The 26,872-nt window shown below is 61.2% G+C and carries 22 protein-coding genes and 1 riboswitch; of the genes, 8 read left to right on the top strand and 14 right to left on the bottom strand.

Annotated features, from left to right (window positions below; all coding sequences use genetic code 11):
* Positions 1 to 2 precede the first annotated feature (2 nt).
* Positions 3 to 659, bottom strand: coding sequence for an energy-coupling factor ABC transporter permease (locus ACG0Z6_RS03475; protein ID WP_394458670.1), 657 nt, complete (start codon positions 657 to 659; stop codon positions 3 to 5).
* 230 nt (positions 660 to 889) lie between these two features.
* Positions 890 to 1,137, bottom strand: a riboswitch (cobalamin riboswitch).
* A gap of 205 nt (positions 1,138 to 1,342) precedes the next feature.
* On the opposite strand from ACG0Z6_RS03475, the gene ACG0Z6_RS03470 reads away from it, so the two are divergent.
* Positions 1,343 to 3,253 (top strand): MFS transporter, encoded by a 1,911-nt coding sequence (locus ACG0Z6_RS03470; protein ID WP_394458669.1) that lies wholly within the window; start codon positions 1,343 to 1,345, stop codon positions 3,251 to 3,253.
* A 9-nt stretch (positions 3,254 to 3,262) separates the two neighbouring features.
* Here the strand turns inward: ACG0Z6_RS03470 and ACG0Z6_RS03465 are convergent, their stop codons facing one another.
* Complete coding sequence (locus ACG0Z6_RS03465; RefSeq protein ID WP_394458668.1) at positions 3,263 to 4,063, bottom strand: alpha/beta hydrolase family protein; 801 nt, start codon at positions 4,061 to 4,063, stop codon at positions 3,263 to 3,265.
* Positions 4,064 to 4,185: 122 nt separating this feature from the next.
* The gene (locus tag ACG0Z6_RS03460; RefSeq protein ID WP_394458815.1) at positions 4,186 to 4,494 is read right to left on the bottom strand and encodes an ArsR/SmtB family transcription factor; all 309 of its coding nucleotides are present in this window, start codon (positions 4,492 to 4,494) and stop codon (positions 4,186 to 4,188) included.
* Between the two features lie 80 nt (positions 4,495 to 4,574).
* Here ACG0Z6_RS03460 and ACG0Z6_RS03455 point away from each other — a divergent pair, with 80 nt between their 5' ends.
* The 3 genes from ACG0Z6_RS03455 to ACG0Z6_RS03445 all read left to right on the top strand — a co-directional run bounded on the left by ACG0Z6_RS03455 (position 4,575) and on the right by ACG0Z6_RS03445 (position 9,034).
* Complete coding sequence (locus ACG0Z6_RS03455) at positions 4,575 to 5,336, top strand: SDR family oxidoreductase (protein WP_394458667.1); 762 nt, start codon at positions 4,575 to 4,577, stop codon at positions 5,334 to 5,336.
* A gap of 168 nt (positions 5,337 to 5,504) precedes the next feature.
* The gene (locus ACG0Z6_RS03450; protein ID WP_394458666.1) at positions 5,505 to 6,065 is read left to right on the top strand and encodes a recombinase family protein; all 561 of its coding nucleotides are present in this window, start codon (positions 5,505 to 5,507) and stop codon (positions 6,063 to 6,065) included.
* 2 nt (positions 6,066 to 6,067) lie between these two features.
* Complete coding sequence (locus ACG0Z6_RS03445) at positions 6,068 to 9,034, top strand: Tn3 family transposase (protein ID WP_394458665.1); 2,967 nt, start codon at positions 6,068 to 6,070, stop codon at positions 9,032 to 9,034.
* On the opposite strand, the gene ACG0Z6_RS03440 is transcribed toward ACG0Z6_RS03445, so the two are convergent.
* From ACG0Z6_RS03440 to trhP, 3 genes are all read right to left on the bottom strand, one after another.
* Positions 9,031 to 9,279 carry a hypothetical protein gene (locus ACG0Z6_RS03440; RefSeq protein ID WP_394458664.1) on the bottom strand — a complete coding sequence of 83 codons (249 nt, stop codon included), beginning with the start codon at positions 9,277 to 9,279 and terminating at the stop codon, positions 9,031 to 9,033. The genes ACG0Z6_RS03445 and ACG0Z6_RS03440 overlap by 4 nt on opposite strands.
* Positions 9,280 to 9,369: 90 nt before the next feature.
* Complete coding sequence (locus ACG0Z6_RS03435) at positions 9,370 to 12,168, bottom strand: TonB-dependent receptor domain-containing protein (protein WP_394458663.1); 2,799 nt, start codon at positions 12,166 to 12,168, stop codon at positions 9,370 to 9,372.
* A 199-nt stretch (positions 12,169 to 12,367) separates the two neighbouring features.
* Positions 12,368 to 13,753: a prephenate-dependent tRNA uridine(34) hydroxylase TrhP gene (trhP, locus tag ACG0Z6_RS03430; RefSeq protein ID WP_394458662.1), complete on the bottom strand. Its 1,386-nt coding sequence runs from the start codon at positions 13,751 to 13,753 to the stop codon at positions 12,368 to 12,370.
* Between the two features lie 129 nt (positions 13,754 to 13,882).
* Between trhP and ACG0Z6_RS03425 the strand changes: the two genes are divergently transcribed.
* Genes ACG0Z6_RS03425 through ACG0Z6_RS03415 form a run of 3 tightly spaced genes read left to right on the top strand, consistent with a single transcriptional unit; the run spans position 13,883 to position 16,853 of the window.
* The gene (locus tag ACG0Z6_RS03425) at positions 13,883 to 15,415 is read left to right on the top strand and encodes a DNA-3-methyladenine glycosylase 2 family protein (RefSeq protein WP_394458661.1); all 1,533 of its coding nucleotides are present in this window, start codon (positions 13,883 to 13,885) and stop codon (positions 15,413 to 15,415) included.
* 11 nt (positions 15,416 to 15,426) lie between these two features.
* Positions 15,427 to 15,957 carry a methylated-DNA--[protein]-cysteine S-methyltransferase gene (locus ACG0Z6_RS03420; RefSeq protein ID WP_394458660.1) on the top strand — a complete coding sequence of 177 codons (531 nt, stop codon included), beginning with the start codon at positions 15,427 to 15,429 and terminating at the stop codon, positions 15,955 to 15,957.
* Positions 15,954 to 16,853 (top strand): DMT family transporter, encoded by a 900-nt coding sequence (locus ACG0Z6_RS03415; RefSeq protein WP_394458659.1) that lies wholly within the window; start codon positions 15,954 to 15,956, stop codon positions 16,851 to 16,853. The genes ACG0Z6_RS03420 and ACG0Z6_RS03415 overlap by 4 nt, the downstream gene beginning before the upstream one ends.
* 27 nt (positions 16,854 to 16,880) lie before the next feature.
* Here ACG0Z6_RS03415 and ACG0Z6_RS03410 read toward each other — a convergent pair whose 3' ends face one another.
* Both ACG0Z6_RS03410 and ACG0Z6_RS03405 read right to left on the bottom strand, forming a co-directional pair.
* On the bottom strand, positions 16,881 to 17,144 hold the full coding sequence (locus ACG0Z6_RS03410) for a hypothetical protein (protein WP_394458658.1): 264 nt from the start codon (positions 17,142 to 17,144) through the stop codon (positions 16,881 to 16,883).
* Positions 17,145 to 17,164: 20 nt separating this feature from the next.
* Entirely contained in the window at positions 17,165 to 18,088 is a 924-nt protein-coding gene (locus ACG0Z6_RS03405; protein ID WP_394458657.1) for a GGDEF domain-containing protein, read from the bottom strand.
* A 198-nt stretch (positions 18,089 to 18,286) separates the two neighbouring features.
* On the opposite strand from ACG0Z6_RS03405, the gene ACG0Z6_RS03400 reads away from it, so the two are divergent.
* Positions 18,287 to 20,029, top strand: a complete 1,743-nt coding sequence (locus ACG0Z6_RS03400; RefSeq protein WP_394458656.1) for a bifunctional metallophosphatase/5'-nucleotidase — start codon at positions 18,287 to 18,289, stop codon at positions 20,027 to 20,029.
* 13 nt (positions 20,030 to 20,042) lie between these two features.
* On the opposite strand, the gene ACG0Z6_RS03395 is transcribed toward ACG0Z6_RS03400, so the two are convergent.
* From ACG0Z6_RS03395 to epsF, 6 genes are all read right to left on the bottom strand, one after another.
* Positions 20,043 to 21,053, bottom strand: a complete 1,011-nt coding sequence (locus tag ACG0Z6_RS03395; RefSeq protein ID WP_394458655.1) for a DUF535 family protein — start codon at positions 21,051 to 21,053, stop codon at positions 20,043 to 20,045.
* Between the two features lie 394 nt (positions 21,054 to 21,447).
* A complete protein-coding gene (locus ACG0Z6_RS03390) occupies positions 21,448 to 22,941 on the bottom strand; it encodes an oligosaccharide flippase family protein (RefSeq protein ID WP_394458654.1) in 1,494 nt (497 codons plus the stop codon).
* A gap of 15 nt (positions 22,942 to 22,956) precedes the next feature.
* Entirely contained in the window at positions 22,957 to 23,646 is a 690-nt protein-coding gene (gene epsI / locus ACG0Z6_RS03385) for an exosortase-associated protein EpsI, B-type (RefSeq protein ID WP_394458653.1), read from the bottom strand.
* Between the two features lie 30 nt (positions 23,647 to 23,676).
* Positions 23,677 to 24,573, bottom strand: a complete 897-nt coding sequence (gene xrtB, locus ACG0Z6_RS03380) for an exosortase B (RefSeq protein WP_394458652.1) — start codon at positions 24,571 to 24,573, stop codon at positions 23,677 to 23,679.
* Positions 24,560 to 25,489, bottom strand: a complete 930-nt coding sequence (locus ACG0Z6_RS03375) for a polysaccharide biosynthesis tyrosine autokinase (protein ID WP_394458651.1) — start codon at positions 25,487 to 25,489, stop codon at positions 24,560 to 24,562. The genes xrtB and ACG0Z6_RS03375 overlap by 14 nt, the downstream gene beginning before the upstream one ends.
* The gene (epsF, locus tag ACG0Z6_RS03370; RefSeq protein ID WP_394458650.1) at positions 25,452 to 26,867 is read right to left on the bottom strand and encodes a chain length determinant protein EpsF; all 1,416 of its coding nucleotides are present in this window, start codon (positions 26,865 to 26,867) and stop codon (positions 25,452 to 25,454) included. Before epsF ends, ACG0Z6_RS03375 begins: the two co-directional genes overlap by 38 nt.
* Between the last annotated feature and the right edge of the window lie 5 nt (positions 26,868 to 26,872).

Genomic DNA, 26,872 nt, shown 5'->3' with positions numbered 1-26,872 from the left:
CCTCAGGCTTGGGCCGTGCGCGACTCAAAACACCACGCCGCAAAGCGCTGGCGCATCAGCCAGCTCTGCGGGCGCAGCAGCCACAGCACGGCCAGCGTGACAGCAGGCTCCAGCAGCACCAAGGGCGCGTAGTGCAGCGCAAAGGTCTCAAAGCCTGCCAGTGCACCAGCGCCGCTGGAGAGCGACAGCCAAAACGCCACCATGGCCACCACACCGCTGTAAAACACGCCGTCGAGCTTGACCAGCGTGGCCACACGCACGGGCGTGCCCGCAGCCAGCAGGCGCTGGCCCAGCGTGAAGTGCACGGCCATGAGCGGCAGCATCAGCGACAGCGCGTTCACCGCCAGGTGCGGCAAGTCCTGCGGGTCAAACAAAAGGCCCTGCAGCAGCAGGCCCAGCGGCAAGCCCAGCAGCGTGGGCAAGTAGCCAAAGGCGATGTAGATGGGCATGGCACCGAGGAAGTGCAGCTCCGACGGGCCTGCGGGCATGTGAAAGGCCTGCATAAAGACCGAGAAGAACACCGCGGCCAGGAGCGTGCGCGGCGCGGCCGTGCCGAACTGGCGCAACCACTGCGGCAGGTGCGCCAGCAGCACGCCAACAGCAGCCACGGCGGCAAAAACGAGTTTGGGTTGGGCAATCAAGCCGGGTTCGATGTGCATGGCGGGCCTCACATGCGTCGCACATGGACCTCAGGCCTTTGCACCCACAGCGCTTGCCCGCAAAAGAATGGCAAACGCCGCAGCCCAAAGCCACAGCCCACGCAAAACGCCAACAGAAGATGAACAGGACGAACGAAAGAAGCGTCAAAAACGCTTCGAGCTTTTCACTCGCACCCACATCCCCGTAGGCACGCGCACATGGCGCACCGGCGCGGCCAACACAGCCACAGCGCAGCACCCCATCGTTGGCCGGTCTCCGGGCTGGTGGTCAACTCTCGAACCCTTCCCAGCGCATCAGACAGACACGCCAGTGGGTGAAGCACGAAAGCTCGTCCCTTGCAGGACCGACCACTCACCGTTGCGGGGGCAGCTCAGCTTCACCTACAGGGCAGCACAGCGGCCAGCCCCAGCGATCTGATTCCCGTTTCACTGGGCCCACCGGACGGCAGACCCGAGCACCAACGGCGCGCATGGTACTGCAATCCCCCGGGCCTTTGCGCGCTGAGCGTGCGTCACAAGCGCCGCGCCGCCTCGGCGCTTGTCGCCTGTGGTGGGCGCATGCTGCACCAGTCCCCCCTAAGCACGTGCGGCCCAACGCCCACACCGCTGGCGCTGCCAAGCGGCACTCGCCACTGCCGCATGCAGAATCAAGCGGCTTTGCAGCCACCACCCCAACGCTGACCATGTCAAACACCCCCCCCAGTCAATTCGCGCTGCTTGGCCAGCGCCGTTTCGCCCCGTTTTTCTGGACTCAGTTTCTGGGCGCGGCCAACGACAACTTGTTCAAATTCGCGCTCACGGTGCTGCTGACTTACCAGCTGCAGCTGAGCTGGCTGGCGCCCACCCAAGCCGGGCTGGTGATTGGTGCGCTGTTCATCCTGCCCTTTGTGCTGTTCTCGGCCTCCAGTGGACAGCTGGCGGACAAGGTGGACAAAGCGCACCTGATGCGCGCCATCAAAAACCTGGAAATCACCATCATGGCGCTGGCGGCTTGGGGGTTTTGGGCCGCACATGTGCCCACACTGCTGTTGTGCGTGCTGCTGATGGGGCTGCACTCCACGCTGTTTGGCCCGGTCAAATACGCCTACTTGCCCCAGCAGCTGCAGGAGCAGGAGCTGACGGGCGGCAACGGTTTGGTGGAGATGGGTACCTTTGTGGCCATCTTGCTGGGCAATGTCGTCGGTGGTTTGCTCATGGCATCACCCGAGCTGGGCACACACTGGGTGGCCCTGGGCGGGCTGGCCTTGGCCTTGGCCGGTCGTGCCAGCGCGCAAGCCATCCCGCCTTGCGCGCCTACCGATCCGGGCTTGCGCATCAACCACAACCCTTTGAGCGAAACCTGGCGCAATCTGCAGCTGGCACATGGCCACTTGGCGGTGTTTCGCTCGCTGCTAGGCATCTCTTGGATGTGGTTCTTCGGGGCCGTGTTCTTGTCCAATTTCCCGGCCTTTGCCAAAGAAGTGCTGCATGGCAACGCCCAGGTGGCCTCGCTGCTGCTGGTGGTGTTTTCGGTGGGCATTGGCGTGGGTTCGCTGCTGTGCGAGCACCTGTCGCGCCGCCATGTGGAAATCGGCTTGGTCCCACTGGGGGCCATTGGCATGAGTGTCTTTGCCATTGACCTGTACTTCGCCTCCCGCAGCCTGCCCACCCCAGCCCAAGGCACGTTGGGCAGCGCTGCATTTTTGGCCCAGGCGGCCCACTGGCGGGTGTTGATCGATTTGGCCTTGCTGGCGCTGTTTGCGGGGCTCTACAGCGTGCCCATGTACGCGCTCATCCAGTTGCGCACCCCGCCCACGCACCGCGCGCGCATCATCGCCACCAACAACATCTTGAATGCCTTGTTCATGATTGCCAGCTCCCTGCTGGCGGGGCTGATGCTGGGCGCCGGTGTCAGTCTGCCCGAGCTGTTTTTGTGGCTGGGCGTGGCCAATGCCGTGGTGGCCAGCTACATCTTTGCCGTGGTGCCGGAATACCTGCTGCGCTTTGTGGCCTTCATCGCCTCGCGCTGTGTCTACCGCTTTGAGGTCCGCGGTGAGGCGCACATGCCGACCCAGGGTGCAGCCGTGCTGGTGTGCAACCATGTGAGCTACGTCGACGCCGTGCTGCTGATGGCCGCCAGCCCCCGGCCCATTCGCTTCATCATGGACCACCGCATCTTCAGCACGCCGCTGGTCGGTTGGTTCTTTCGCCTGGCCAAGGCCATTCCCATCGCGCCCCAGCACGAAAACCCCGCTGTCTACGACGCCGCCTTTGCCAGCGCCCGCCAGGTGCTGGACGAGGGCGAGCTGCTTTGCATCTTTCCCGAAGGCGGCATCACCCGCGACGGGCAGCTGCAGCCTTTTCGCGGCGGCGTGATGAAGATCGTCGAACACCGCCCCGATCTGCCCGTCGTGCCCCTGGCCCTGACCAACCTCTGGGGCTCATTCTTCTCACGCATCGAAGGCGGTCGGGCCATGGTGCGGCCCTGGCGCCGTGGCTGCTTCAACCACGTCGGCTTGGTGGCTGGCGCCCCCATGAGTGCAAGCGACATCAGCCCCGAAAAGCTGCAACGCCAGGTGGGCGAGCTGCTGTGCGAGGGGGGGCAGCGGCCCTGATGCCCCCTCTTATGGCGCGCGGCCCAGATGGCGCAGCCAGAAGGCCTCGTATTTGCGGTGCCAGCCCGCGTTCTTGACGGCACCACCCAGGCCATGGCCGCCGTCGGGGTCCAGGAACAGGTCAGGCTGGGTGTAGAGGGTGTACTGGGTCTGGAAGCCCCCAAAGCTCCAGCCCGTCAGGCCCATGCGCTGGCGGTCCACCCCCAGGTTCTGGCTGATGTAGGCCACGGCGTCTTGCAAGTCCTCGGTCTGCGGTCGGCCTGGTTGCTCCCAGTTGGCGCGGGAGAAGGCTTGCCCATAGTTGGAGTGGCCACGCGTGTCCAGCGTGACCGTGACGTAGCCGTGCTTGAGCGCCATATACATCTGGAACCAGTAGGCGGTGTCCTGAAAGCTGTCGCGCTCCACCATATGCCCGTCACCCAGCACGCTGCCGTAGACATAGACCACGGCGGGACGTTGGTCGCTGGCGCGCCAGCCCGCTGGCTTGAAGACATAGGCCTGGAGCTCGTCACCATGGCGATTCTTGAAGGCAAAGCGTTCGGGCGTTTGCAGCAGCAATTGGCGCAGGGCCGGGTCGTGGCTTTGCGTGAGCACCTGGGCTGGTGCGGCAGAGCTGGTCAGACCTTGGATGAGCTTGAGCTCCGGCGGCTGCCCCCAGTGTCCGGCGTTGGCCGCCAGCCATTGCCCGCTGTGCGAGACCACGGATTTGCGGTGGTAGTCCAGCGCCTGGCCCAGCGCGGTCATGGCGCCGGTGTGCACATCCACCCGGTAGAGGTTCATGGCGGCAGGGTCGTCGCGGTTGGCCGCCACAAAGGCGCTGCGGCTGTCGGGCGTGAAGCCCAGCAGCTCCAGGGCCTCGAACTTGGGGTCGTCTCAGAAAACGGAATTTAAAGCACGCTAAGCGTTGATCTTCACCATCTGTCGGTACAAGCTCAAAGAGGCCTCGAGGCATGAAGAACGGCATCAAGCAATCCGGGGAAGCGACGATCAAGGTCGTCCTTTCGCAGAGAGTTGATGAACTGCGTTCCCTCCGGACGCATCCGAATAACGCCTGCTTCCCGTAGCACCCGGAAGTGGTGTGAAGCTGTGGACTTGGCCACTGTCAAATTCAAGGCACCACAAGCTTGTTCCCCCTTGGTTGCAAGGCTTTGTACAAGGCTAAGGCGCACAGGATCGCTAAGCGCGTAAAGCACCCTCGCTAATGACAGATTCTCGAGTGTTGGGTGGCTGGGTGACCTCATGCTTTCAGTGTTACACAAGTGGTGATAAAGTTCCATAGTTCGCTTATGATCGAACAATGGAACTTTAGGAGAAAACCAGCATGTCAAAAAATCGATTCATGAATCAAGTTGCAGTCGTAACCGGTGGGTCAACCGGCATTGGATTGGCCATTGCCAAGGCGCTGCTCGCTGAAGGAGCCAAGCGCGTCTATATAACGGGTAGAACCGAAAAGACTCTCAGTCAAGCGGCTGCTTCACTGGGGGACGGTGCGGTTGGGGTGGCATCTGATGTAGCCGATGTTTCAGACTTGAGAAAGCTCAAGGTCGAGATCGAAAAACGCGGGGATCAACTCGATGTCGTGTTTGCCAACGCCGGTATCGCCGAGAACAATGGTTTTGGTGAGACGACGGAAGTTGAGTTTTCCAAGACTTTCGATATCAATGTCAAGGGCGTATTTTTTACTACCCAGACGCTCTTGCCTCTGCTGAAGGATGGTGCCTCAGTAGTGTTGACGGCCTCCATCGTCGCCAACAAGGGTATGGCGAATTTGAGCCTATACAACGCTTCCAAGGCCGCCGTGCGCTCCTTTGCACGATCGTGGGCCAATGACCTGAAAGCGCGCAAGATTCGAGTCAATGCGCTCAGCCCCGGCTTAACAGAAACACCCATCATGAAAAATGGCTTAAAAATGGACGATGCGCAGATGGCGGCGCTCCATGATTATGCCGCTACCGCCGTGCCGTTAGGTTACATAGCACAACCAGATGAAATTGCGACAGCAGCGCTGTTTCTGGCTTCATCGGATGCGCGCTATGTCAACGGCATCGAACTGACGGTCGATGGTGGATTCTCTCAAGTCTAAGTTCTGCCGGCATCCAACGCCCGGCGCCTGTCCATCTGGGCTATACCCTAACTTGGCGTCAAGCATTGGCAGCGGATTGCGTCAGGTTAGAGTGTCATCAGATATTTCTTGACACAATGCACAAGGGGTCATAGATTATTTCCTGACACATTTGCGCAGGAGACACCCTTGAAAGGTCAACGCATCGGGTATGTGCGGGTCAGCAGCTTCGACCAGAACCCAGATCGGCAGCTTGAGCAGGCTCAGGTGGACAAGGTGTTCACGGACAAGGCATCGGGCAAGGATACGCAGCGGCCAGAACTAGACGCGCTACTCACCTTCGTGCGCGAGGGCGACACCGTGGTGGTGCATAGCATGGATCGTCTGGCGCGCAACCTAGACGACTTGCGCCGACTGGTGCAAAGGCTCACCAAGCGAGGGGTACGAATCGAATTCGTCAAGGAATGCCTGACCTTCACTGGCGAGGATTCGCCGATGGCCAATTTGATGCTGTCGGTAATGGGGGCCTTTGCCGAGTTCGAGCGCGCCCTGATCCGCGAGCGGCAGCGCGAAGGCATTGCCTTGGCCAAGCAACGCGGAGCCTACCGTGGGCGGAAGAAATCGCTGTCGCCTGACATGGTGATCGAGCTGCGTCAGCGGGCCGATGCTGGTGAGCAGAAGGCGAAGTTGGCCCGTGAATTCGGTATCAGCCGGGAGACCCTGTATCAATACCTGAGATTGGATCAATAGATATGCCTCGTCGTTCCATACTGTCTGCCGCAGAGCGCGAAAGCCTGCTGGAATTGCCGGACACCAAAGACGACTTGATCCGTCACTACACGTTCAGCGACACCGACCTCTCCTTCATCCGGCAGCGCCGTGGCCCGGCCAACCGGCTGGGCTTTGCCGTGCAGCTTTGCTACCTGCGCTTTCCCGGCATCATCCTTGGCGTCGATGAGCAACCGTTTCCGCCATTGCTAAGACTGGTCGCCAACCAGCTCAAGGTCACCGTCGAAAGCTGGGACGAATACGGGCAGCGGGAGCAGACCCGGCGTGAGCACCTGGTCGAACTGCAAACGGTGTTCGGCTACCAGCCATTCACCATGAGCCACTACCGGCAGGCCGTCCACACGCTGACCGAGCTGGCCATGCAAACCGACAAGGGCATTGTGCTGGCAAGCGCCTTGATCGAGCACCTGCGGCGGCAGTCGATCATCCTGCCTGCCCTCAACGCCGTAGAGCGCGCGAGCGCCGAAGCGATCACTCGCGCCAACCGGCGCATCTACGATGCCTTGGCCGAGCCACTGTCGGACGCGCATCGCCGCCGCTTGGACGATCTGCTCAATCGCCGCGACAACGGCAAGACGACCTGGCTGGCCTGGCTGCGTCAGTCGCCCGTCAAACCGAACTCGCGGCACATGCTGGAACACATCGAACGCCTCAAGGCGTGGCAGGCGCTCGACCTACCTTCCGGCATTGAGCGGTCGGTGCACCAGAACCGGCTGCTCAAGATCGCCCGCGAGGGCGGCCAGATGACGCCTGCCGACCTGGCCAAGTTCGAGGCGCAGCGACGCTATGCCACCCTGGTGGCGCTCGCCATCGAGGGCATGGCCACCGTCACCGACGAAATCATCGACCTGCATGACCGCATCCTGGGCAAGCTGTTCAACGCCGCCAAGAACAAGCATCAGCAGCAGTTCCAGGCATCCGGCAAGGCGATCAACGCCAAGGTTCGGCTGTTCGGGCGTATCGGCCAGGCACTGATCGAGGCCAAGCAAGCGGGCCGCGACCCGTTCGCCGCCATCGAGGCCGTCATGTCCTGGGATGCCTTAGCCGAGAGCGTCACCGAGGCGCAGAAGCTCGCGCAGCCCGAGGACTTCGATTTTCTGCACCGCATCGGAGAGAGCTACGCGACGCTGCGCCGATACGCGCCGGAATTCCTCGACGTACTCAAGCTGCGGGCCGCGCCTGCCGCCAAGGACGTGCTCGATGCCATCGAGGTGCTTCGCAGTATGAACAGCGACAACGCCCGCAAGGTTCCTGCCGACGCGCCGACCGACTTCATCAAGCCGCGCTGGCAGAAGCTGGTGAAGACCGACGCTGGCATCGACCGGCGTTACTACGAGCTGTGCGCGTTGTCGGAAATGAAGAACGCGCTGCGCTCCGGCGACATCTGGGTGCAAGGCTCCCGCCAGTTCAAGGACTTCGAGGACTACCTGGTGCCGCCCGAGAAATTCGCCAGCCTCAAACAGCCCCGCGAATTGCCTCTGGCCGTGGCCACCGATTGCGACCAGTACCTGAATGAGCGGCTGACGCTGCTGGAAACGCAGCTCGCCACCGTCAACCGCGCGGCGCTGGCGAATGAGCTGCCGGACGCCATCATCACGGAGTCGGGCCTGAAAATCACGCCGCTCGACGCGGCGGTGCCAGACACCGCGCAGGCCCTGATCGACCAGATGGCGATGATCCTGCCGCACGTCAAGATCACCGAGCTGCTGCTTGAGGTGGACGAATGGACGGGCTTCACCCGGCACTTCGCGCACCTGAAATCGGGCGACCTGGCCAAGGACAAGAACCTGCTGCTGACCACGATCCTGGCCGATGCGATCAACCTGGGCCTGACCAAGATGGCCGAGTCCTGCCCCGGCACGACCTACGCCAAGCTGGCCTGCCTGCAAGCCTGGCACATCCGCGATGAAACCTACGGGGCGGCGCTGGCCGAACTGGTCAACGCGCAGTTCCAGCATCGTTTCGCCGGGCATTGGGGCGACGGCACCACGTCATCGTCGGACGGCCGGAATTTTCGAACCGGCAGCAAGGCTGAAAGCACGGGGCACATCAACCCGAAGTACGGCAGCAGCCCAGGACGGACGTTCTACACCCACATTTCCGACCAGTACGCGCCGTTCCACACCAAGGTGGTCAATGTCGGTGTGCGCGACTCGACCTATGTGCTCGACGGCCTGCTGTACCACGAGTCCGACTTGCGGATCGAGGGGCACTACACCGACACGGCGGGCTTCACCGATCACGTCTTTGCACTGATGCACCTCTTGGGCTTCCGCTTCGCGCCGTGCATCCGCGACCTGAGCGACACCAAGCTATACATCCCGAAGGGCGATGCCAGCTATGACGCGCTGAAACCGATGATCGGCGGCACGCTCAACATCAAGCACGTCCGAGCCCATTGGGACGAAATCCTGCGACTGGCCACATCAATCAAGCAGGGCACGGTGACGGCCTCGCTGATGCTGCGCAAGCTCGGCAGCTACCCGCGCCAGAATGGCCTAGCCGTCGCCCTGCGCGAGCTGGGCCGCATCGAGCGCACGTTGTTCATCCTGGACTGGCTGCAAAGCGTCGAACTGCGTCGCCGTGTGCATGCCGGACTGAATAAGGGCGAAGCCCGCAACGCGCTGGCCCGCGCCGTGTTCTTCAACCGCCTGGGCGAAATCCGCGACCGCAGTTTCGAGCAGCAGCGCTACCGGGCCAGCGGCCTCAACCTAGTGACGGCGGCCATCGTGGTGTGGAACACGGTGTACCTGGAACGGGCCGCAAACGCCTTACGCGGCCACGGCCAGACCGTCGATGACAGTCCGTTGCAGTACCTGTCGCCGCTGGGCTGGGAACACATCAACCTGACCGGCGATTACCTCTGGCGCAGCAGCGCCAAGATCGGCTCGGGCAAGTTCAGGCCGCTACGACCGCTGCAACCGGCTTAGCGTGCTTTATTTTCCGTTTTCTGAAGCGCCCCCAGATAGCGCCCGGATTTGGAGAACGCCATGTCCTTGGCGTTTTGCCCCCGGTAAGACTCGGCACGAAACAGGGTTTCCAGGCTGGGCACCGGGGCGGGTGCAGGTGTGGCGCCCAGTGGCGCAGCCTCTAAGGGGCGGCCCACACTGACAAAGGCCAAACCCATGGCCCACAGCACGGCCACGCTGGCCTGCTTCCAAGAGATGTTTTGCATGACACAAAGCGAAAAATAGAAAACGCCCGCAGACCCATCGGGCGTGTGGGCGCCTGGGCGGAACCAGCCGCTGATGCGCGGCTGGGCCCGTCAGAAGAAGCGGTAAGAGGCACTGATACGGAAGGTGCGGCCCATCACGTCTTCGAGGTTTTGAGGCACCACGCCCCAGTAAGCACCGAACTGTTTGAAGTCCACCGGCGGGCGGCGGTTGAGCACATTGCCAACGTGCAGGCCCAACTCCAAGTTTTTGAAGCCCGACCAGGCCAGGTGGTAGTCCAGGCGCTGGTAGGCCTTGACCTGGCATTGATCGGCAGAGAGCTTCAAATCAGCGCAGCCTTCCACGCTCCAGAGGCTGTCGTAGAAGTCCCCCTGCAAAGACTGGCCACCGCGGTAGCTCAGTCGCAGCGCGTTGTTCCAATCGCCGCTTTGCAAAGCCGCCCCCAGGCCCAGGCTCAGGCGCGAGTAGCCGTAGCGGCCCACCAGGTTGTCACCCCAGCCCTTGCGCTCCAGATTCCAGTAGCGCTGGCTCAGCAGCACCATGCCATCCAGGTCCAGCGTGAAGCGCCCCAGCTGGGGCAGCGCCACCTCGCTGCGCGCCAGCACGTCCAGCCCGCTGGTCTGGGTGCGCGACTGATTGCCAAACTGCGTGATAACGCGCTTCAAGTGCCCCACTTTGACGCCGTACTGGGCCTGCTCTTGCGCGTTGAAGGTGGGGTCTTGCGCTAGGCTGCCGCGCAGCAGCAAGCCGGGCTCCAGCCCCCCTTCTTCGTTGAGCAAATCGCCCAGGCCCTTGATGCCGATTTCGCCCTTGCGCTGAATGCGCCACCAATCCAGCGCCACGCGGCTGCCTCTGAAGGGCTCGAACACCAGGCCAAAGGTGGCCGACAGCGAGGTCTCGGGCTTGAGCGCGGGGTTGTTGCGCGTCACCTTGGGAATGCCGGTGTTGCACTCGGCCGCGCGCACGCTGTCGGCGCGCTGGGTTTGGCCCTGGGCCTCCAGGGCATCAGCCAGCTCCTGCGCGGCGGGGCAGCGCCGTGGGTCAGAAATCCCCGTGGCCCAGCTGTATTTGTTGGAGTCAGCACTCTCGGCCAGATTGGGCGCGCGAAACCCCGTCTCTACCGTGCCGCGCAGCAGCAACTGCTGGGTGGGCTGGTAGCGCAGCGCCACCTTGGGCGAGAAGTGCGCGTCAAAGTGTTGGAATTTGTCGGCCCGTCCAGCCAGCTCCAGGTTCAGGTTTTTGAGCAAGGGCACGTTCAGCTCAGCAAATGCCGCGCCGAAGTTGCGCGCCGCATCGGCGCTAGAGACCCCTGAGCCCAGCAGCTCGCCGGTGCGCAGGTTGGCCGTGGGCGTCATGGTGAACGAATCGCGCCGCACGTCAAAACCCGCAGCAAAGCTCAGCGGCCCTGCGGGCAGCTGCGTCAGCTCGCCGCTGAGCCGCCCGTCAACAAACAGCTGGCGCGTCTGGCCCTCATAGCCGAAGGTGGGGAAGAGCTTGGCCAGCACCTCGGGCGAATTGAGCTGCCCAATGCGGTAGCCGCCAGGCTTGTTGAAGAAGCTCGCATCCAGTGTGGCCGCGTTGTAGTCGCCAATCACTTCCACAAAGCCCTTGTCGCTGAAGACCTGGCGCTGCGAGCGCTGCGCATGCCCGCCCAGCGCGCCTGCGGCCAGCTCGAAGTCATAGCCCGACCACGTGCCACGCAGCCCGCCAAGGGCGCGGTACTGCTTGGCATCGACATGGTGGAAGGGCTGGCTGTCGGCAAACAGGTACTGGAAGCTGGCCTCCTTGTTGCTGGGGTTCAACGGGTGGCCCGCAGGCAGGCCCCGGTAGGTGAAGCTCTTGGGCAAATCGGTGCTGGGGTCGCCCCAGGTCCAGGTGCCCCAGCTGCTGGAGTAGGTCAGCGCATCGCCCAGGTACTCGGTCTGATTGCGCGAGAGCGACAGCTCGGCGAACGCGTCCACGTCCTTGTTCAGACGCAGCGTGCCGGTGCTGAGCCAGTTCAAACGCGTGCTGGAGGGCATGATCAACCCGCCCTCAATTGGGTCCGACATGCAGCGCTTGTTGACGATGGTCTCGCAGCCCGGCACCGCCTGGCCGTTGACATTGCCGGGGTAGGAGCGCGCAGACAGCGCGCCCAAGCCCGTGGCCACTTGGCGGTACTGGGGGTTGACCTCATCGAGCAAGTGACGCCAGCCCTGCACCAGCTCGCGCTTGTAGTACTCCAGATTGCTCAGCACATTGAAGCCGTCGCGAGCCAGGTCGCCCACACCCGCCCCCACGCTGAGGGTGCCGTCACCAAAACGGCCCTTGCTGGAGGTTTGCCCCCAGTTGCCTTTGAGGCTGAGGCCCTGGAAGTCTTTGCGCGTGATGATGTTGATCACCCCGGCCACGGCATCGGAGCCATACAGGGCTGAGCCGCCGGTCTTGAGAATCTCGACCCGCTCGATCGCATCCATGGGCAGGGCGTCGATGTTGACGAAGATCTCGTTGAAGTCGGCCAGCGGAAAAGCGGCCACGCGGCGGAAGTTCAGCAGCACCAGCGTGCTTTGCTTGCCGAAGTAGCGCAGCGACACGGCCGAGGCCCCGGGAGCCTCGGTGTTGCCGTAGTAGTTGTTGTTGTCGGCCAAGGCCGCGGTGGACCCGGCCAGGCTGGACAGCAGCTGCTGCACGGTCGATGCGCCCAGGCGCGCAATGTCCTCGCGGCGCAGCACCTGCACGGGCGTGGTGCCCTCGCTGTCCAGGCGCTTGATGTGGCTGCCAGTCACCTCCACGCGCTGCAAAGTTTCCGGAGCTTGGTCCTGCGCTTGGGCGCCAAGTGTCAAACAAGCCAGGCTGATCAAAGCCAATGCGCTGCGGGGTCGGGTCTGCCTGCGTGAAGAAACGATCGTCATCATCTGCTGCTGCGGTTGCTCAAACAATGAGGCCGCAGCGGGGTGCCTGCGGCCTGGGTTTTGCGCCCCTCGTGGGGTGCGCTTGCCCAGCAGCTTAGGTTTGATGTGACGTTTGGCTGAAGCGCTAAATCGCTATTAGGAAATCTGAAAATCGCGCTTGGTGCAGCGCGCGGCGCGCGCTAGCACCAACACAGCACGCTCACAACAACCGCGACACCAGCCCGCCTTCGGCGGGCAGGCCCAGCGGCACCCACACGCGCACGGGGTCGCCGGGGGCGACTTGCACGGGCTCGCCGTCGAGGTTGTGCATTTCTTTGAGCTCGACCACGCGGTTGCCGCTGGGGTGCAGCACTTCCAGGCGGTCGCCCACGGAGAAGCGGTTTTTGGCTTGCACCTGCACCCAGCCGTCGTCGCGCACAGCGGTGACTTCACCCACAAAGTGGCTGCGGTGCAGTTCGCTGTGGCCGTTGATGTAGTTTTGGTAGTCCTGCGCGGGGCGGCGCTCCAGCAAGCCGCCGGTGTAGCCGCGGTTGGCCAGGCCTTCGAGTTCCAGCAGCAGCTCGGGGTTGAAGGGGCGACCGGCCACGGCGTCGTCGATGGCGCGGCGGTAGACCTGTGCGGTGCGGGCCACGTAGTAGAGGCTCTTGGTGCGGCCTTCGATCTTGAGCGAGTCCACACCAATGCGCGCCAGACGCTCCACATGCTCCACAGCGCGCAGGTCTTTGCTGTTCAAGATGTAGGTGCCGTGCTCGTCTTCCATGATGGGCATGAGCTCGCCGGGGCGGCCCTTCTCTTCCAGGAAGTAGACCTTGTCCGCGGCGGGGTGGCGCTGGCCGCTGCCGCAGGTGGAGAAGCTGCCTTCGGCTTCGGCCTGGGCCTCGGCGAAGTTGAAGTCGGCGTCGAGCTTGCCCACGGGCACGGCTTCGCCGCTGGGGGACTGTTCGCTGGCGGCGGTGGTGCCGTACTCCCAGCGGCAGGCGTTGGTGCAGGTGCCTTGGTTGGGGTCGCGGCGGTTGAAGTAGCCCGACAGCAGGCAGCGGCCGGAGTAGGCAATGCACAGCGCGCCGTGGACGAAGACTTCAATCTCCATGTCCGGGCACTCGTTGCGGATGGCTTCGATCTCGTCGAGGCTGAGTTCGCGCGAGAGGATGATGCGCTCCACGCCCACCTTCTGCCAGAACTTCACTGCGGCCCAGTTGGTGGTGTTGGCCTGCACCGAGAGGTGGATGGGCACCTTGGGGAACACGCCTTTTTCCATCTGCGCCAGCACCTGCATGATCAGCCCGGCGTCGGCCATGATGAGGGCGTCGGGCTTCAACTCCACCACGGGCTGGATGTCGCGGATGTAGGTGCGGACCTTGTCGTTGTGCGCAATCAGGTTGCTGGTGACAAAGAACTTCTTGCCGCGCGTGTGCGCCTCGGCAATGCCCTGGGCGATTTGCTCCAGGCGGAATTCGTTGTTGCGTGCGCGCAGGGAGTAGCGCGGCTGGCCAGCGTAGACCGCATCGGCGCCGAAGTCGTAGGCGGCGCGCATTTTCTGCAGGCTGCCCGCGGGCAGCAGGAGTTCGGGGGCTTTGAGTGACATGGGGCGGTATTGTCCCAGCTTGGCCGCTGCTGTGCACAAATCGGGGCCTTTGCACCCGGTGGCAAGCAGGGGAAATCACAGGTCCGATAAGGTCCAAGCGCCAGGCGCTGCGCGCCCTACCATGGCGACATGCCACTCCAAGCCACCCCCTGCTATGCCGCGCTCTTGGCCCGCGATGCGCGTTTTGACGGGCGTTGGTTCGTCGGTGTGCGCACCACCGGGGTGTATTGCCGCCCCATTTGCCGCGTGCGCACGCCCAAGTTCGAGCATTGCGAATTCTTCGAACGCCCCGCGCAGGCCGAGGCCGCAGGCTTTCGCCCCTGCATGAAATGCCGCCCCGAGCTGGCCCCGCGCCCGCAGCGCTGGAGCACCATGGACGCCTCGCAAACGCTGGCCCACCAAGCCCTGGCCTGGCTGCAGCAGCCGCATGACAAAGCACCCACGGTGGCGGCTTGGGCGGCGCAGCTGGGGGTGTCGGCGCGGCATTTGCAGCGCCTGCTGCTGCGCGCTTATGGCGTGGGGCCCCAGCAGCTCATCCACACCCAGCGCCTCTTGCTGGCCAAGCAATTGCTGGCCGACAGCGGCCTGCCCTTAGAGGACGTGGCCGCGGCCGCAGGCTTTGGCAGCCGCCGCCGTTTGGATGCCGCCGTGGTGGCGCACTACCGCGTGACGCCCGCACAGCTGCGCCGCGCGCCGCGCTCGGCCCTGGCGGGTTCGCCCATCTTGCCCCTGGCCTACCGCCCGCCCTATGCGGTGCAAGCGCTGTTGCAGTTCCTGGCGGCACGCGCCATTCCCGGCGTGGAGTGCGTGGACGTGGCCGCAAGGCGCGTGCAGCGCAGCCTGCGCGTGCTGCACCAAGGCCAGCTCATCAGCGGCGTGCTGCAAGTGCACTGGCCCGCCCCCAAAGCCACAGCAGCCAGCGGTGCCCACCAGGTGCAGCTGCAGCTGGACGCCGCGCTGCTGGGCGCCGCGGCCACGGTGCTGCCCCTGGTGCGCCAGTGGCTGGACCTGGACGCCGACCCCCAAGCCGTGGCCACCACGCTGCAAGCAGCCCTGCCTGCAGACTTGTGCGCGCCCGAGGGCCTGCGCCTGCCGGGCTGTGTGGACCGCTTTGAGCTGGCCGTGCGCGCGGTGCTGGGGCAGCAGGTGAGCGTGGCGGCAGCGCGCACCCTGGCCTCGCGCCTGGTGCAGTGCTGCGCCACGCCCCTGGGGGCTGCGGCCTGGGCCGAGGCACCGTCCATCACCCACGGCTTTCCCAGCCCCGAGCAGCTGCTGGCCGTGGGCGAAGACGCCTTGGTGGCCCAGGGCATCTTGCGCCAGCGCGCGCAGGCCCTGCGCAGCTTGGCGCAAGCCTGGCCCCAACTGCACTACGCCCGCGGCGAAGGCAGCGTGGCGCAGGCGCAGGACCAGCTCTGCGCCCTGTCGGGCATAGGCCCGTGGACAGCGCAGTACATGCTGATGCGCGGCTGGAGCTGGCCCGATCAATTCCTGGGCGGCGACTTGGTGCTGCGCCGCATGCTCAGCCCCGACCCCGCCAAGCCGCTGAGCGCCGCCGCGCTGCAGCGCTGGTCGACCGCCCTCGCCCCCTACCGCAGCTATGCCGTCATGCACACCTGGCACCATGCCAGCGCCGCGGCCACCCACCCCGCAGCGCCCCGCTGACAAGGAGTTCCATGCCCCACCCCACCGCTTTGTGGCGCGCCCAGTGCCGCATTCCCACCCCGCTGGGCGAGCTCAGCGCCGTCTGCTCAGACACGGGCTTGGTCGGGCTCTGGTTTGATGGGCAAGCCCATCACCCCGGCCCCATTGATGCCCCCAGCGCGCCACAACACCCGCATTTGCAGGCCGCGCGCGCGTGGCTCGAGGCCTATTTCGAAGCTCCCGCTGCCGCGCTGCCAGCGGGGCCTGCCCTGGCGCCATGGGGCAGCGCATTTCAGCAGCGGGTGTGGCAGGCGCTGCGCCAAATCCAACCGGGGCAGACCTTAAGCTACGGAGCTTTGGCCGCAGCACTGGGCAGCAGCGCGCGCGCCGTGGGCACAGCGGTGGGGCGCAACCCCTGGAGCGTGCTCGTGCCCTGCCACCGCGTGGTGGGAGCCCAAGGGCAGCTCACGGGCTATGCCGGGGGGTTGGCGCGCAAGCGCTATTTGCTGCAGTGGGAAGGCGCTCTTGGCGCTGACGCGGCCATGGAATTGGAGACGCTTTGAGTCCTTTGCAACACCTTCCCAGCCTGCTTTTGATGGCAGCGATTTGGGGCAGCAGTTTCTTGTTCATGCGCGTGAGCGTGCCGGAGTTCGGACCGCTGGCCCTGGCCGGTGTGCGGGTGGCCGGAGCCGCCATGCTGCTGGTGCCGCTGCTGGCCTGGCGCGGTCAGCTCTCGGTGCTGCGCCAGCACGCAGGGCCGCTGGCCTTGATGGGACTCATGAACACGGCCATTCCCTTTGTGTGTTTTGCCTTTGCGGCGCAGTCCATCACGGCGGGCTTGTCCAGCATCCTCAACGCCACCACGCCAATTTGGGGCGCGGTGCTGGCCTGGGTCATTCTGGGGCAGCAGATTCGCGCCAGCCAGGTGCTGGGCATGTTGTTGGCCTTGGTGGGCGTGGTGGTGCTGGGCGCGCCTGAGGCCAGTTTCAAAGCCGGCGGCTCGGGCTGGGCGGTGCTGGCCTGTTTGCTGGCCGCGCTGTTCTACGGGCTGGGCGCGCTCTACGGCAAGCAGCGTTTGGGGCAGCTGCCACCGCTCACGGTGGCCGGTGGCAGCCAGTTGTTTGCGGCACTCGCGCTCCTGCCAGCGACGGCGTGGTTTTGGCCGGCGCAGTGGCCCTCGCTGGCGTCATGGGGCGCGGTAGCGGCCCTGGCCTGGGTGTGCACGGGCCTGGCCCTGGTGCTGTTTTTCCGCCTGCTGGCGGTGGTGAGCCCGCCCGTGGCGATGTCAGTGACCTTCTTGATCCCAGTCTTTGGCCTGCTGTGGGGAACGCTGCTTTTGCACGAGCCCTTCACCCTGCGCATGGCCTTGGGCTGCGCGGTGGTGCTGCTGGGTACAGGTTTGGCCGTGGGTGTGGTGCAACCGCTGCTCAAGGGCAAGCTCGGCCGCTCAACCCGCTGAGCCCAAGGCGCACCGGCGCACCCACCTTCACTGCGGAGTGTGCGCTGTGCTGGCCGTGGCAGCCTGCTGCAGGGCGTGCAAGTGCTGCATGAGCTGAGGGGTTTCTTGAATCATGCGCTCGGCGGCATCCATGGCGTCGAGCTCGGCCAGCTCGGCGCTGTCAAACAAGCTGCCCCAGGCGCGCTGCGGCGCTTGGTGGTCGACCGAGCAATACCAAGTCCAGCGCCCGCTGAGGGTTTGCGTGACTTCGATGGACACGTGGTGCCCCTGGTGGTCGTAGCTGAAGAGCATGAGCATTCCTTTGGCGTTGTTTACAGCTTGCTGGTGATTTCGTCGTAGCTGCCTTCGGGCACGAACAGGCGCACGCAGTTGCCGCCTGCGGCCTTGGCCTCGGTGCAGGCCAGTTCGGCCGCGCCGAGCACAGCTTCCACCGTGTCCAGCGCCCCTTGCACCTGCACGGCACCCACGCTGGCAGTGATGCGGTCGCGGTGCAGGCCCCAGTGCAAGCGGTGGCTGGCAATGGCACTGCGCACCTTTTGCGCCACCAGCTCGCCAAAGTGCTGGTCGCAGTTGGGCAGCAGCACGGCAAAGTGGTCAGCATCCAGCCGCGCCACCAGGTCTGAGGTGCGGAAGGTGCGCACCAGCAGCTGGCCCAGCTCGTTGAGGTAGTGGTCAGAGACCTCGCGGCCTTGCTTGTCGACGATGCGCGCGAAGCGGTCCAGGTCGATGTAGAGCACGGACACCGGCTCGCGCCGACGGCTGCCCACGTGGTCGGTCAGGCGGCGCGCGAACTCGCGGCGGTTGGCCAGCTCGGTCACGGGATCGTGGCGGGCAATCCAGTTGGGCTGCATGCGCAGGGCACGCGCCTCGCTGACGTCGTGCAACACCCACAGCGTGGTCGATACATCCTCGGGCGATACCGGCCATGCCTGCACATCGGCCCAGAAGCGCGAGCCGTCATGGCGCTGCAGTTCCAGCTCCGCACGCAGAGGAATGCCCTGTGCCAGGCACTGGGCCAAACGCTCCATGCACTGCTGCAACGCACCACTGCTGGGGAACATACTTTGCAGGGGCGCGCCCTCGGCGGCATGGGCGTCGTCCCAGGCCAGCAAGCGGCGGCAGTGCTCAGACATGCCTTGGTAATGCGCATCCCGCACAAAGGCCATGGCCGTGGGTGCGTGCTGCAACACGGCGTGCAAGCGCGCCGCAGCAGCGGCGCTGGCAATATCAGTCATTCGAAACCCCGTCTTGAAACCAGCCCAGGCACGCAGGGCGTGCGATAGGCAAATCGTCAAGGCATAGGTGTATCGCCGCAGCGCCCCTGACCATGCGCGAAACAAACCGGTTTGAACCCGTCAAATGGATGTCAAAACACCGTCGATGGCGTTGCATACACTCGCGCCAACGCCCTCCATACCCTTACTTCGCCAGTCATGGAAAAGACCTCGCCCGCTGCTCGCCCGTCGCCCGCCCACCACGCTGCCCGAGTGCGCCCAGCAAGCGCATGGCAGCGGGCTCTGCCACTGGCCTTGGCCGTGTTGCTGTCGGCCTGCGCCTCCGTCCCCGAGCCCAAGACGGCAGCCACACCCGCCCCGCTGCAGCTCAAGCTGCTGGCCATCAACGATTTCCACGGCAATCTGCAAGCGCCCACGGGTGGGCTGCGCATGCCCGACGCTGAGCGCCCCGGCCACTGGGTGTCAGTGCCCGCCGGAGGCGCCGAGCACCTGGCCACCGCGGTGGCCCAGCTCAAGGCCAAGAACCCGAATCACTTGTTTGTGGCCGCAGGGGACCTCATCGGCGCGAGCCCGCTGTTGTCCTCGCTGTTTCACGATGAACCCACCATCGAGTCGCTCTCGCTCATGGGTTTGGATTTGGCGGCTGTGGGCAACCATGAGTTCGACCACGGCTTGGCCGAGTTGCTGCGCAAGCAAAACGGCGGCTGCCACCCCCAACAAGGCTGCAGCGGCCCCCAGCCTTTTGCCGGTGCGCGCTTTCAATACCTGGCAGCCAGCACCCGCTATGCGGACAGCGGCAAAACCGTGCTGCCGGCCTATGCCGTGCGCCACTTCGAGGGCGTGCCGGTCGGCGTGATTGGGCTCACGCTCAAGGGCACACCGGGTGTGTCTTTGGCTGAAAACATGGTGGGCCTGCGCTTTGAGGACGAGGCCGACACCGTCAACGCCCTGGTGCCCCTGCTGCAGCGCCAAGGCGTGCAAGCCTTTGTGGTGCTGGTGCATGAAGGCGGCGAAACCAGCGGCGGGCCCAACGAATGCCCGGATTTGTCGGGCGCCATTGTCAACATCGTGCAGCGCCTGCACCCCGCTGTCGACGTGGTCATCAGCGGCCACACCCACCGCGCCTACAGCTGCCAGCTGCAGGGCAAGCTGCTCACCAGCGGCAGCCCTTATGGCGCCATGCTGACCGAAATCGACCTGCAACTGGACCGCAAGAGCGGAGAAGTCTTGCAAGCCAAGGCGCACAACCTCGTGGTCAAACGTGAGCAATTCGCCAAAGATCCACAACAGACCGCGCTGATTGCCCGCTACGAGGCCCTGGCTGCACCCAAGATGCAACGCCGTGTGGGGCACATCAGCGCCCCCTTCAGCCGCGAGCAAGATGCTGCGGGCTCCAGCGCTCTGGGTCTACTGGTGGCCGACGCCGCCCTGGCCGCCACGCAGGCGCCACAAAGCGGAGGTGCGCACATCGCCTTCACCAACCCCGGCGGCCTGCGTGCCGACCTTCTGCCGCGTGAAGATGGCAGCGTGAGCTTTGGCGACATCTACAGCGTGCAGCCCTTCGGCAACAAACTGCTCACACTGGAACTCAGCGGTGCTGAGTTGCTGGAGGTGCTGGAACAGCAGTGGCGCACCGACCGCTTCGTGCCGCTGCAGCCCTCCAAGGGCCTGCGCTACACCTGGGATGCGCAGCGCCCCATCGGTCAGCGTGTGCTGCCGGGTTCGGTCTTCATTCAGGACTCCCCGCTGCAACAGAGCCAGCGCTACCGTGTGACGGTCAACAATTTCTTGGCCGGGGGTGGCGACGGCTTCACGCTGCTGCAGCGAGCCAAAGTGCTATCCCAAGGCCCACAGGACGTGGCCGCGCTGGAAGCCCTGCTGAGCCAGGGCCCGCAGGCACCCAGCCCAGCTGAGCGCATGCGCAAGCTCGGGGCTCGCTGAGCCCCGCAGCGCTTCAATAGGCCGTCAGCGCAGCCTCTGCAGAGAAGTCCTGCACATGGACGGCAGGAACGGCCTGCACAACAGCGCTGGCAGGCTTGGGGGACTGGCGGAACATTTGTGTGAGGCCACTGCAGACCCCCTCCTCAATCCGCGCCCAATGCGCGCGCCGCATGGCCGAGCGCTTGCGGTGCTTGGGCGTCACTTCAGACAAGGGCTTCAGGTAGAAGGGCACGGGAATTTCAAAGTGCCCGCTCGTGCCTTCCTCGCCGCCAAAGAGTTTCCAGAACTCGTCGTAGGTTTTGACAAAACGCTGTACACGCTCTGCCTTTTCATCGTCGTAGCAGTACTGCTGAATGCCTTTGACCGCCAGCACCCGACGCGCCCCAATGGCTTGCGCAATGCCCTGCAGCGCGGCGTAGCAGAAGTAGGACGGTGAGTTGTTCGGATACATGGCCTCGAACCACTCCAGCGGCTCGGGCTCGCTCTTCCACAGACCCTGGTTGCGCGCGACAAAGGGCACCATGCCACCGTCCTCATCCTTGAACCAAGAAAAGGACATGTTGTGCACCGGTTTTCCGTCGATGCACAAGCTCATGCGGTAGTTACCTTCTGGCATGTAGGCCAAACAGGCTCGAATGATCACACTCAGCGTCCGACCTTCAACCTCTTCCTGCCAGACAACAAGCTCTTTCCCGCCATAAACGTCAGCCAGGAATTGCTTTGACAAAAACTCATTCTCGAACTTGAAATGATCACACGCGCGTTCAAAACGCTGATCCAAACTCAAGCCCTTGAAAACATATTTTTTACAACTCACATGCTGCAGCGCCGCTGGCGTGCCCAACACATATTCGCGGTAGCTAGGAATGTCATTCAAGCGCTGCTGCGCAAAGGGCCGAAAAAGCACTCGAATACCGCGCACCAGCGTAGTCAGCGCAATTCGAGAGCTCAGGCTTTTTCGATAGTGATTGGCAACAGAAATCAGCTCACCAGAAATGCGAATTTGCGAGTTAATGAAAGACATTATTTGCCCATTTAAGGAAGATTCCAGACAAGAAAACAACCCAACAGAAAGTCGTTTTCGCATAACGGACACCGTACGAGATGACCGCTTGTCGGCAAAGACAGAGCTCATGCTAGTGAGCCGCTGATCTTTGAGAAGCCTCCAAAGATGGGGGACGCTGATACTCCCGGAAAATTTCGTGAAATACTGGGCATCATTCGGGCAAATGATGAACCCCAGGAATGCGTTCGCGCAGCCCATCTGCGCGCTTGAACTGGCGCTTTCGCCACACCCTGAGCAGAGTGTTGCAGCACATGTGGCGCCTGCCAAAGGCCCAGACGCTCCCCTCGCTCCAGAATGAAGGCAGCCCGTCAGCCTCCAGCGCAGCTGGAGCGGCCCTGGCAGCCGCCCCCTGCTACTTGGCCCGGACCACCTGCTTCATATAGTCCAAATCGGCTGCGGAAAAAAAGCGTCCGAATATCAAATATCCGACCCAAAAAATCGGACCAATAATTGCGACATAGGTTCCAACAACGGGAACCCCTGAAAACGCCGCCACTACCAAAGACAGCACAACGGGAACCATGGGAACAGCCACGAATTTAGCAACCGCCGCAAAGCCCACTCCAAATGTGCGTCTCAACACATACATGGCAACCACAGTACTGGCCACCAAGCCCGCCAGCCAAGCCAAGGCAGCACCAACTGCTCCAAGATTTAGCACAACGTACACAAACACAGGCATCACCAGCGCCGCAGCAATTGAGCCCCAAAATACGGGCAGCGTGTCGTTCACTGCAACCCCATATGCCGAAATAGTAGCCTGATATCCCAAAACAAGCACACCCAACAGCAGCACATATATTGCCAAATAGGAATTTACAAAATTCCCATCAGAAACAAACCCAACAAATCCAACCCCAAAGGCCGCAAAGAACACCAAAATAGAACCACACAAAAGCACATTTAGCTTGCTGACAAGCCCAACCAGCGACCAAAGCCCATACCCACCCGAAGTCTCCCCGCCACCAACGCGGACAAACACCGGGCGAATAACACCACCAAAAACGAAAATTGGCAAATACCGCTGCACCATCAGGGCCAGAGAGAGCGCAAAGCCAAATTCAGCAACTGCTTGTGATTGATTGGCTGAACTCAGGACCACCTTGATCATGTCGGCACCAGAGAGCAACCCAACCAATTGGGCCAAGTATCCCGGCATTGCAAACTTCACCATCTCGACAATCTCTGACTTCTGATAGGCAACCCTTCGTACCAAATCCGGCATCAGGCTTCGATAGACATACATCAAATAGGCACAAGAAGCCAAAAGCCCCACAAGCTCGACTATCAGGATAGTTTGAATCGAGAGGTGGCCAAATGCATAGCACAAAAAAAATCCGAACGGCCTTGTCAGCGTTCGGATCAACATAGATATTTGAGCAGCCAACTGATTCATCATTGAATCCAGTAGCAACTCACAGTGCCGCAGTACGCCCTCCAGAGAGGCAGCCACCACAACGGCAGCACTCAAATACAAGGGGCCGATCGACGAAAATTCCGAAAAAACGGTCGCACCAAAAACAACAAAAAAGACCACCCCGACAGAAAATAGACTGAAGGTACGGAGTACAACAGTCTCACGCACCGGGCCATCAATCACAATTCGTCCGTCGGCCTGAACCTCTGATCGAATATATCGATACCCAATGTGCATCAATCCAAACTGAGAAATTATTAGAATAATTTCTACACTGGCCCAAACAGCAAAGTAGGCGGCATATTCAACCTTATCAACATATCGCGACAAAAGAAATAATGTCGCCAGCCCAGCAAATGCAGATAACGGCTTTGATATGACGATTGATTTAAGGCCCTTCTTGGCGCGCAGCGTATCAGCAGACTTCACAGCTCACCCGAATCATCAAACGCCACGCCCCAAATATCGTCGAATGACGCCTTGATCGACAGACCCGAACAGCTGATTCAAAAACTGCTCTTGCAGTGCATATTCCCGCGCCGCGTCAGAACCGACGCTGGACACGCGGAACAACAAGCCATCAGGGATCACGCCAGAAAAGGTGTGCGACATCTCGGCTACCTTTTTATCCACACCAGACCGGACTGATGTTTCCCCTACCACCGACCAATAGGTAATTTTTTCATTCCGATTGGAACCCAGTGCCGCAGACATCCGCCGAGCAGGAACCACTCGGCCAGCAACAGAAATATCAGCACTGGAAAGAGACTCAACTCTAAACCCCTGTGCCGGATAGCAAACATCTGGGTAATGCATCTGCATGCCATCGCGTTGATCTTTGCCGTAGGCAATGGAGAGCATGACACGGGCACCGGATTTTGAAATATATGTTCGGCTCAAAGTTTCACTATAGATGCGACGCAACACCTCCTCCTGCTGAGGGTTAACAACAATCGCACCAACAAATTGATCAACCTGCCAATCCCCGAATTTCTCAGGAATAGTATTCTTCAAATCCAAAACACCTTCAACATCACTCCGAAAAACCCTCGGAGTAACCAAATAGGAAACAACATGAAAGCCCACGAACAGTGCACAGAGCACAACAACATAGCGTAAATTTTTTGCTCGCATATTTTGTATACTTATATTACAAGCGCATCATCAACGCGCGGAAATTTTCCTCGCCCCAAATCTCAAGAATGTATCAACAACAATAATCAAACCCAACGCACTCAAAAACAGAACCATACCTGCAAATGTATGCAAAAACCCTTGCCCCGCCTCATCTCCAAAATGATATGTAATCAAAGTCAAAACAAGGACCCGGATCACATTCGCAGTAAAACTAATAGGCACAATCAGGGTTGCAAGGCAAATATTCCTCATCAAGGAAGAATGTTTCACGACATTCAGATAGAGCAGCCCCAGGGCTTCCAGCGTGAACAAAGTGTGCAAGCCGGCGCATGCATCAGCCACCAATAATTGATAAGGCCCCACCTCCAACACGACACCCGTTCTACTCACCGGGTAACCAAAGCCGCGGAGGATTATTTCAGCCACATAGGAAACTGCTGTTTTCATGGGCTGGGTCAACATGTCCACAAGCGCACCCGGCAGTGGGATCATGAACAGCATAAAGAACAATGGGAAGGCCATGACCACAATGCCGCGCCAACCCAAAAACACCAACAGCACGCCCGACAGACTGAGCACTAAAGAGCCCACTTCAAAGAGCAAGATGCCCTGCGAACGACCAACGGCAAACAAAATACCGGAGACCAACACAAGCATCCACCCCTGCCAGCGGAAATGGGGGGTGCTAGGAATTTCGTTGATTTTCTCAATTCGCTTGGTCAACAGCCACAAGCTGATAGCGAAGACAATGGGACCATGTCCATATTCATCCGTCGCCCAAATTCCGTTGAACAAGTCATAGAACGTCGGCGCATACGCCAGCGCAAGACCCATGGCGGCAAGCAATAGGGACAAATGCAAACCATCGTCACTGTCCCATAGCTCGCCAAGCTTGGTCTTTAGCAATTGCTTATCGATGTTCATTCAGAACCACCCCAGCCATCAATGAGGCCCCTGCTGCAATGGTGGTGTTCATTCCCTTGAGAGAATCAACACGGGAATGATTTTTCCTCACAATCGTGAGGGATGCTCCGCACCGGGCTGCGATCACGGCATAGTCAGAGCCAAACTCAGCCGCAGGTGTATCAACAAAAATATAGTCAAATTTATTAACCAATTCTTGCATCAACAAACCAAATGCCGGGCGCTCCAGCAGCTCTGTGGGATTAGGCGGCACTGTACCCACGGGCATCAAGAATAGGCTCGGAAGATCAGAAATAGCCCGAATGGCGCCGCTTTCAGCACGACCTGACAATATCCCTGACAAGCCTCCTTGCATATCAATATTGAAGATATGATGGAGCCGGGGGTTTCGCATGTCTGCGTCAATCAGCAGGGTTCGCCCCCCAATTTGGCTAAAAGCAATTGCCAAATTTGCCGCGAAGAATGTTTTTCCGTCGCCACTCTCAGGGCTAACGATTGCAACTGCCCGCCTTGGTTGATCAGGCGTGAAGATTCGCATATTAAGCTGACTACGCAGAGTTCGAATCGCTTCAGCCTGGTGACTAAATGGCTTGTGTGCCAACACAAGCTCTTCCCCCAGTTTGTTCTCCCCTCCGGTTGCGTAGGGGTAATGAAACTGCTGGCTGAGCGCCCAAAGAACGTCCTCCCCCTTGGCCAAACCCAACGCAACTGCAGCTTCACCGAACCGGACGCCATGGCTCTTTTGATACTCAAGTATCAATCCGACCTGCTCAGGAGACAACTTATTTGCCTCAGCAATGATGTTGCCAATTGATCGGTCCCTAACATCGCTAGCTGAACTTTGTGTGTTATTTTTCATATTGGCCATCTGAAGATATTCAAGCGGGTCGAGCTTCGCTGTTTGCAGCCATCCCAATCAAGCCAGTTCGCTTTGGACTGGCCAACACCTCTTGGCCACAGGGGAGCACGCCAAGCACTGGCATCGACAACAAGGCCGTCAGATCAGCCGTGTCTCTGATTTTTCTATCCTTCAACTCCAAGCCGATGACTGCAGCTGCCCCAAAAAGTGCACCAATAATTACAGAGAGCGCAATATTCAATGTAATTTTCGGGAACGAATGAATAAGAGGAGGAGTGGCTGGCGTCAAAAGGCTGATGTTGCTCGACGTCACCTGACTCTCTAGACTGGTTTGCGTCAAACGTTGCTGAATTTGATCGTATGCACGCTGAGCTGCCTCGACGTCACGAAATATCAGCATGCCTTCGTCGCGCACCTGCTTGAGTTTCAAAACCTTGGCTTTTTGCTCGTCCAACTCGGCACGAACCTGAGCTTCGCGTTGCTTGGTAATGGTGTTTGTTACCGAAACACCATCAGAAAGACGTTTAACTTCAGTCGACAGCCTAGCCTTCAGCTCATTGACGTTTGCCAACAGCTCTTGAATCTGGGGATGCGATTCGCCCAGGCGCGAGGACATTTCCTTGTATTTCGCTTCCAATCGCGTGAGATCAGACCTCAGACCTGCGACAACAGGGTGGCTGTTGACCTCAGACATTTTCTCGGCTGCTCCGCCCTGGGCTTGCACATTGCGGCTGCCAGAGTCGGCGGACATGGCTTGAATGGCGACCAATTGGGTCGTCAATTCATTCAGGCGTTGTGTCTCGACGTCCATGCGCTCGTCGGTCATCACCACACCTTTTTCACGCTGGAATGCACTGAGCTTGGTTTGGGCACGCTCTAGGGCGTCACGAGCATCTTTTGCTCTGGCATCAAAGAATGTGCTGTACTGACGTGCCGGGTCCACACGCAATTCCAAAACCGTGTCCAAGTAGGCTTGCACAAATGCATTCGAAAGCGCGGCTGCGAAGCGTGGTTCCGCACCTTGATAGGAAATATTGATCACGCTGGATTCACGCGATGGTCGGACGTCAAGGTTCTTCTGAAACAGCTCTACCAGCCATGTTTCATATTCGCCTTCGCCATCGGTCTCGGAACGCCATTGCTCACGCAATGCTGGGTTTTCTTCCAGCTTCAGGCCTTTGATCACGCGACGTGCGACTCTGTCGCTGGTGATGATATCAACCTGAGTGGCAATCATTGATGAAGTCATCATCGATTGCATGCTCAAGCCAGTAATTGGGTCAGGCTTTACATCAAGCACCACACTGGCTACCGCGGTGTAGCGCTTGGGCAGCAAAAAGCTGACCAGAACCGCCGGTATCACAATACCGAGCAGCACTAACAAGAACGCTAGCTTTCTGGCCTTGAGAATATTTATGAATTGCTGCAAATTCATCGTCG

The organism is Roseateles rivi, assembly GCF_043555845.1.
In the GTDB taxonomy this organism is placed as follows: domain Bacteria; phylum Pseudomonadota; class Gammaproteobacteria; order Burkholderiales; family Burkholderiaceae_C; genus Roseateles; species Roseateles rivi.
This window is presented reverse-complemented; position numbering and strand designations above follow the sequence as displayed.

Excerpts from the sequence above, each read along its gene's own strand:
- ACG0Z6_RS03400 (WP_394458656.1), top strand. The coding sequence starts at position 18,287 with ATGGAAAAGACCTCGCCCGCTGCTCGCCCGTCGCCCGCCCACCACGCT.
- ACG0Z6_RS03475 (WP_394458670.1), bottom strand. The coding sequence starts at position 659 with ATGCACATCGAACCCGGCTTGATTGCCCAACCCAAACTCGTTTTTGCC.
- xrtB (WP_394458652.1), bottom strand. The coding sequence starts at position 24,573 with ATGAACATCGATAAGCAATTGCTAAAGACCAAGCTTGGCGAGCTATGG.
- ACG0Z6_RS03470 (WP_394458669.1), top strand. The coding sequence starts at position 1,343 with ATGTCAAACACCCCCCCCAGTCAATTCGCGCTGCTTGGCCAGCGCCGT.
- ACG0Z6_RS03420 (WP_394458660.1), top strand. The coding sequence starts at position 15,427 with ATGCCCCACCCCACCGCTTTGTGGCGCGCCCAGTGCCGCATTCCCACC.
- ACG0Z6_RS03410 (WP_394458658.1), bottom strand. The coding sequence starts at position 17,144 with ATGCTCTTCAGCTACGACCACCAGGGGCACCACGTGTCCATCGAAGTC.
- epsI (WP_394458653.1), bottom strand. The coding sequence starts at position 23,646 with ATGCGAGCAAAAAATTTACGCTATGTTGTTGTGCTCTGTGCACTGTTC.
- ACG0Z6_RS03435 (WP_394458663.1), bottom strand. The coding sequence starts at position 12,168 with ATGACGATCGTTTCTTCACGCAGGCAGACCCGACCCCGCAGCGCATTG.
- ACG0Z6_RS03395 (WP_394458655.1), bottom strand. The coding sequence starts at position 21,053 with ATGTCTTTCATTAACTCGCAAATTCGCATTTCTGGTGAGCTGATTTCT.
- ACG0Z6_RS03425 (WP_394458661.1), top strand. The coding sequence starts at position 13,883 with ATGCCACTCCAAGCCACCCCCTGCTATGCCGCGCTCTTGGCCCGCGAT.
- epsF (WP_394458650.1), bottom strand. The coding sequence starts at position 26,867 with ATGAATTTGCAGCAATTCATAAATATTCTCAAGGCCAGAAAGCTAGCG.
- ACG0Z6_RS03455 (WP_394458667.1), top strand. The coding sequence starts at position 4,575 with ATGTCAAAAAATCGATTCATGAATCAAGTTGCAGTCGTAACCGGTGGG.
- ACG0Z6_RS03460 (WP_394458815.1), bottom strand. The coding sequence starts at position 4,494 with ATGAGGTCACCCAGCCACCCAACACTCGAGAATCTGTCATTAGCGAGG.
- ACG0Z6_RS03440 (WP_394458664.1), bottom strand. The coding sequence starts at position 9,279 with ATGCAAAACATCTCTTGGAAGCAGGCCAGCGTGGCCGTGCTGTGGGCC.
- ACG0Z6_RS03445 (WP_394458665.1), top strand. The coding sequence starts at position 6,068 with ATGCCTCGTCGTTCCATACTGTCTGCCGCAGAGCGCGAAAGCCTGCTG.
- trhP (WP_394458662.1), bottom strand. The coding sequence starts at position 13,753 with ATGTCACTCAAAGCCCCCGAACTCCTGCTGCCCGCGGGCAGCCTGCAG.
- ACG0Z6_RS03405 (WP_394458657.1), bottom strand. The coding sequence starts at position 18,088 with ATGACTGATATTGCCAGCGCCGCTGCTGCGGCGCGCTTGCACGCCGTG.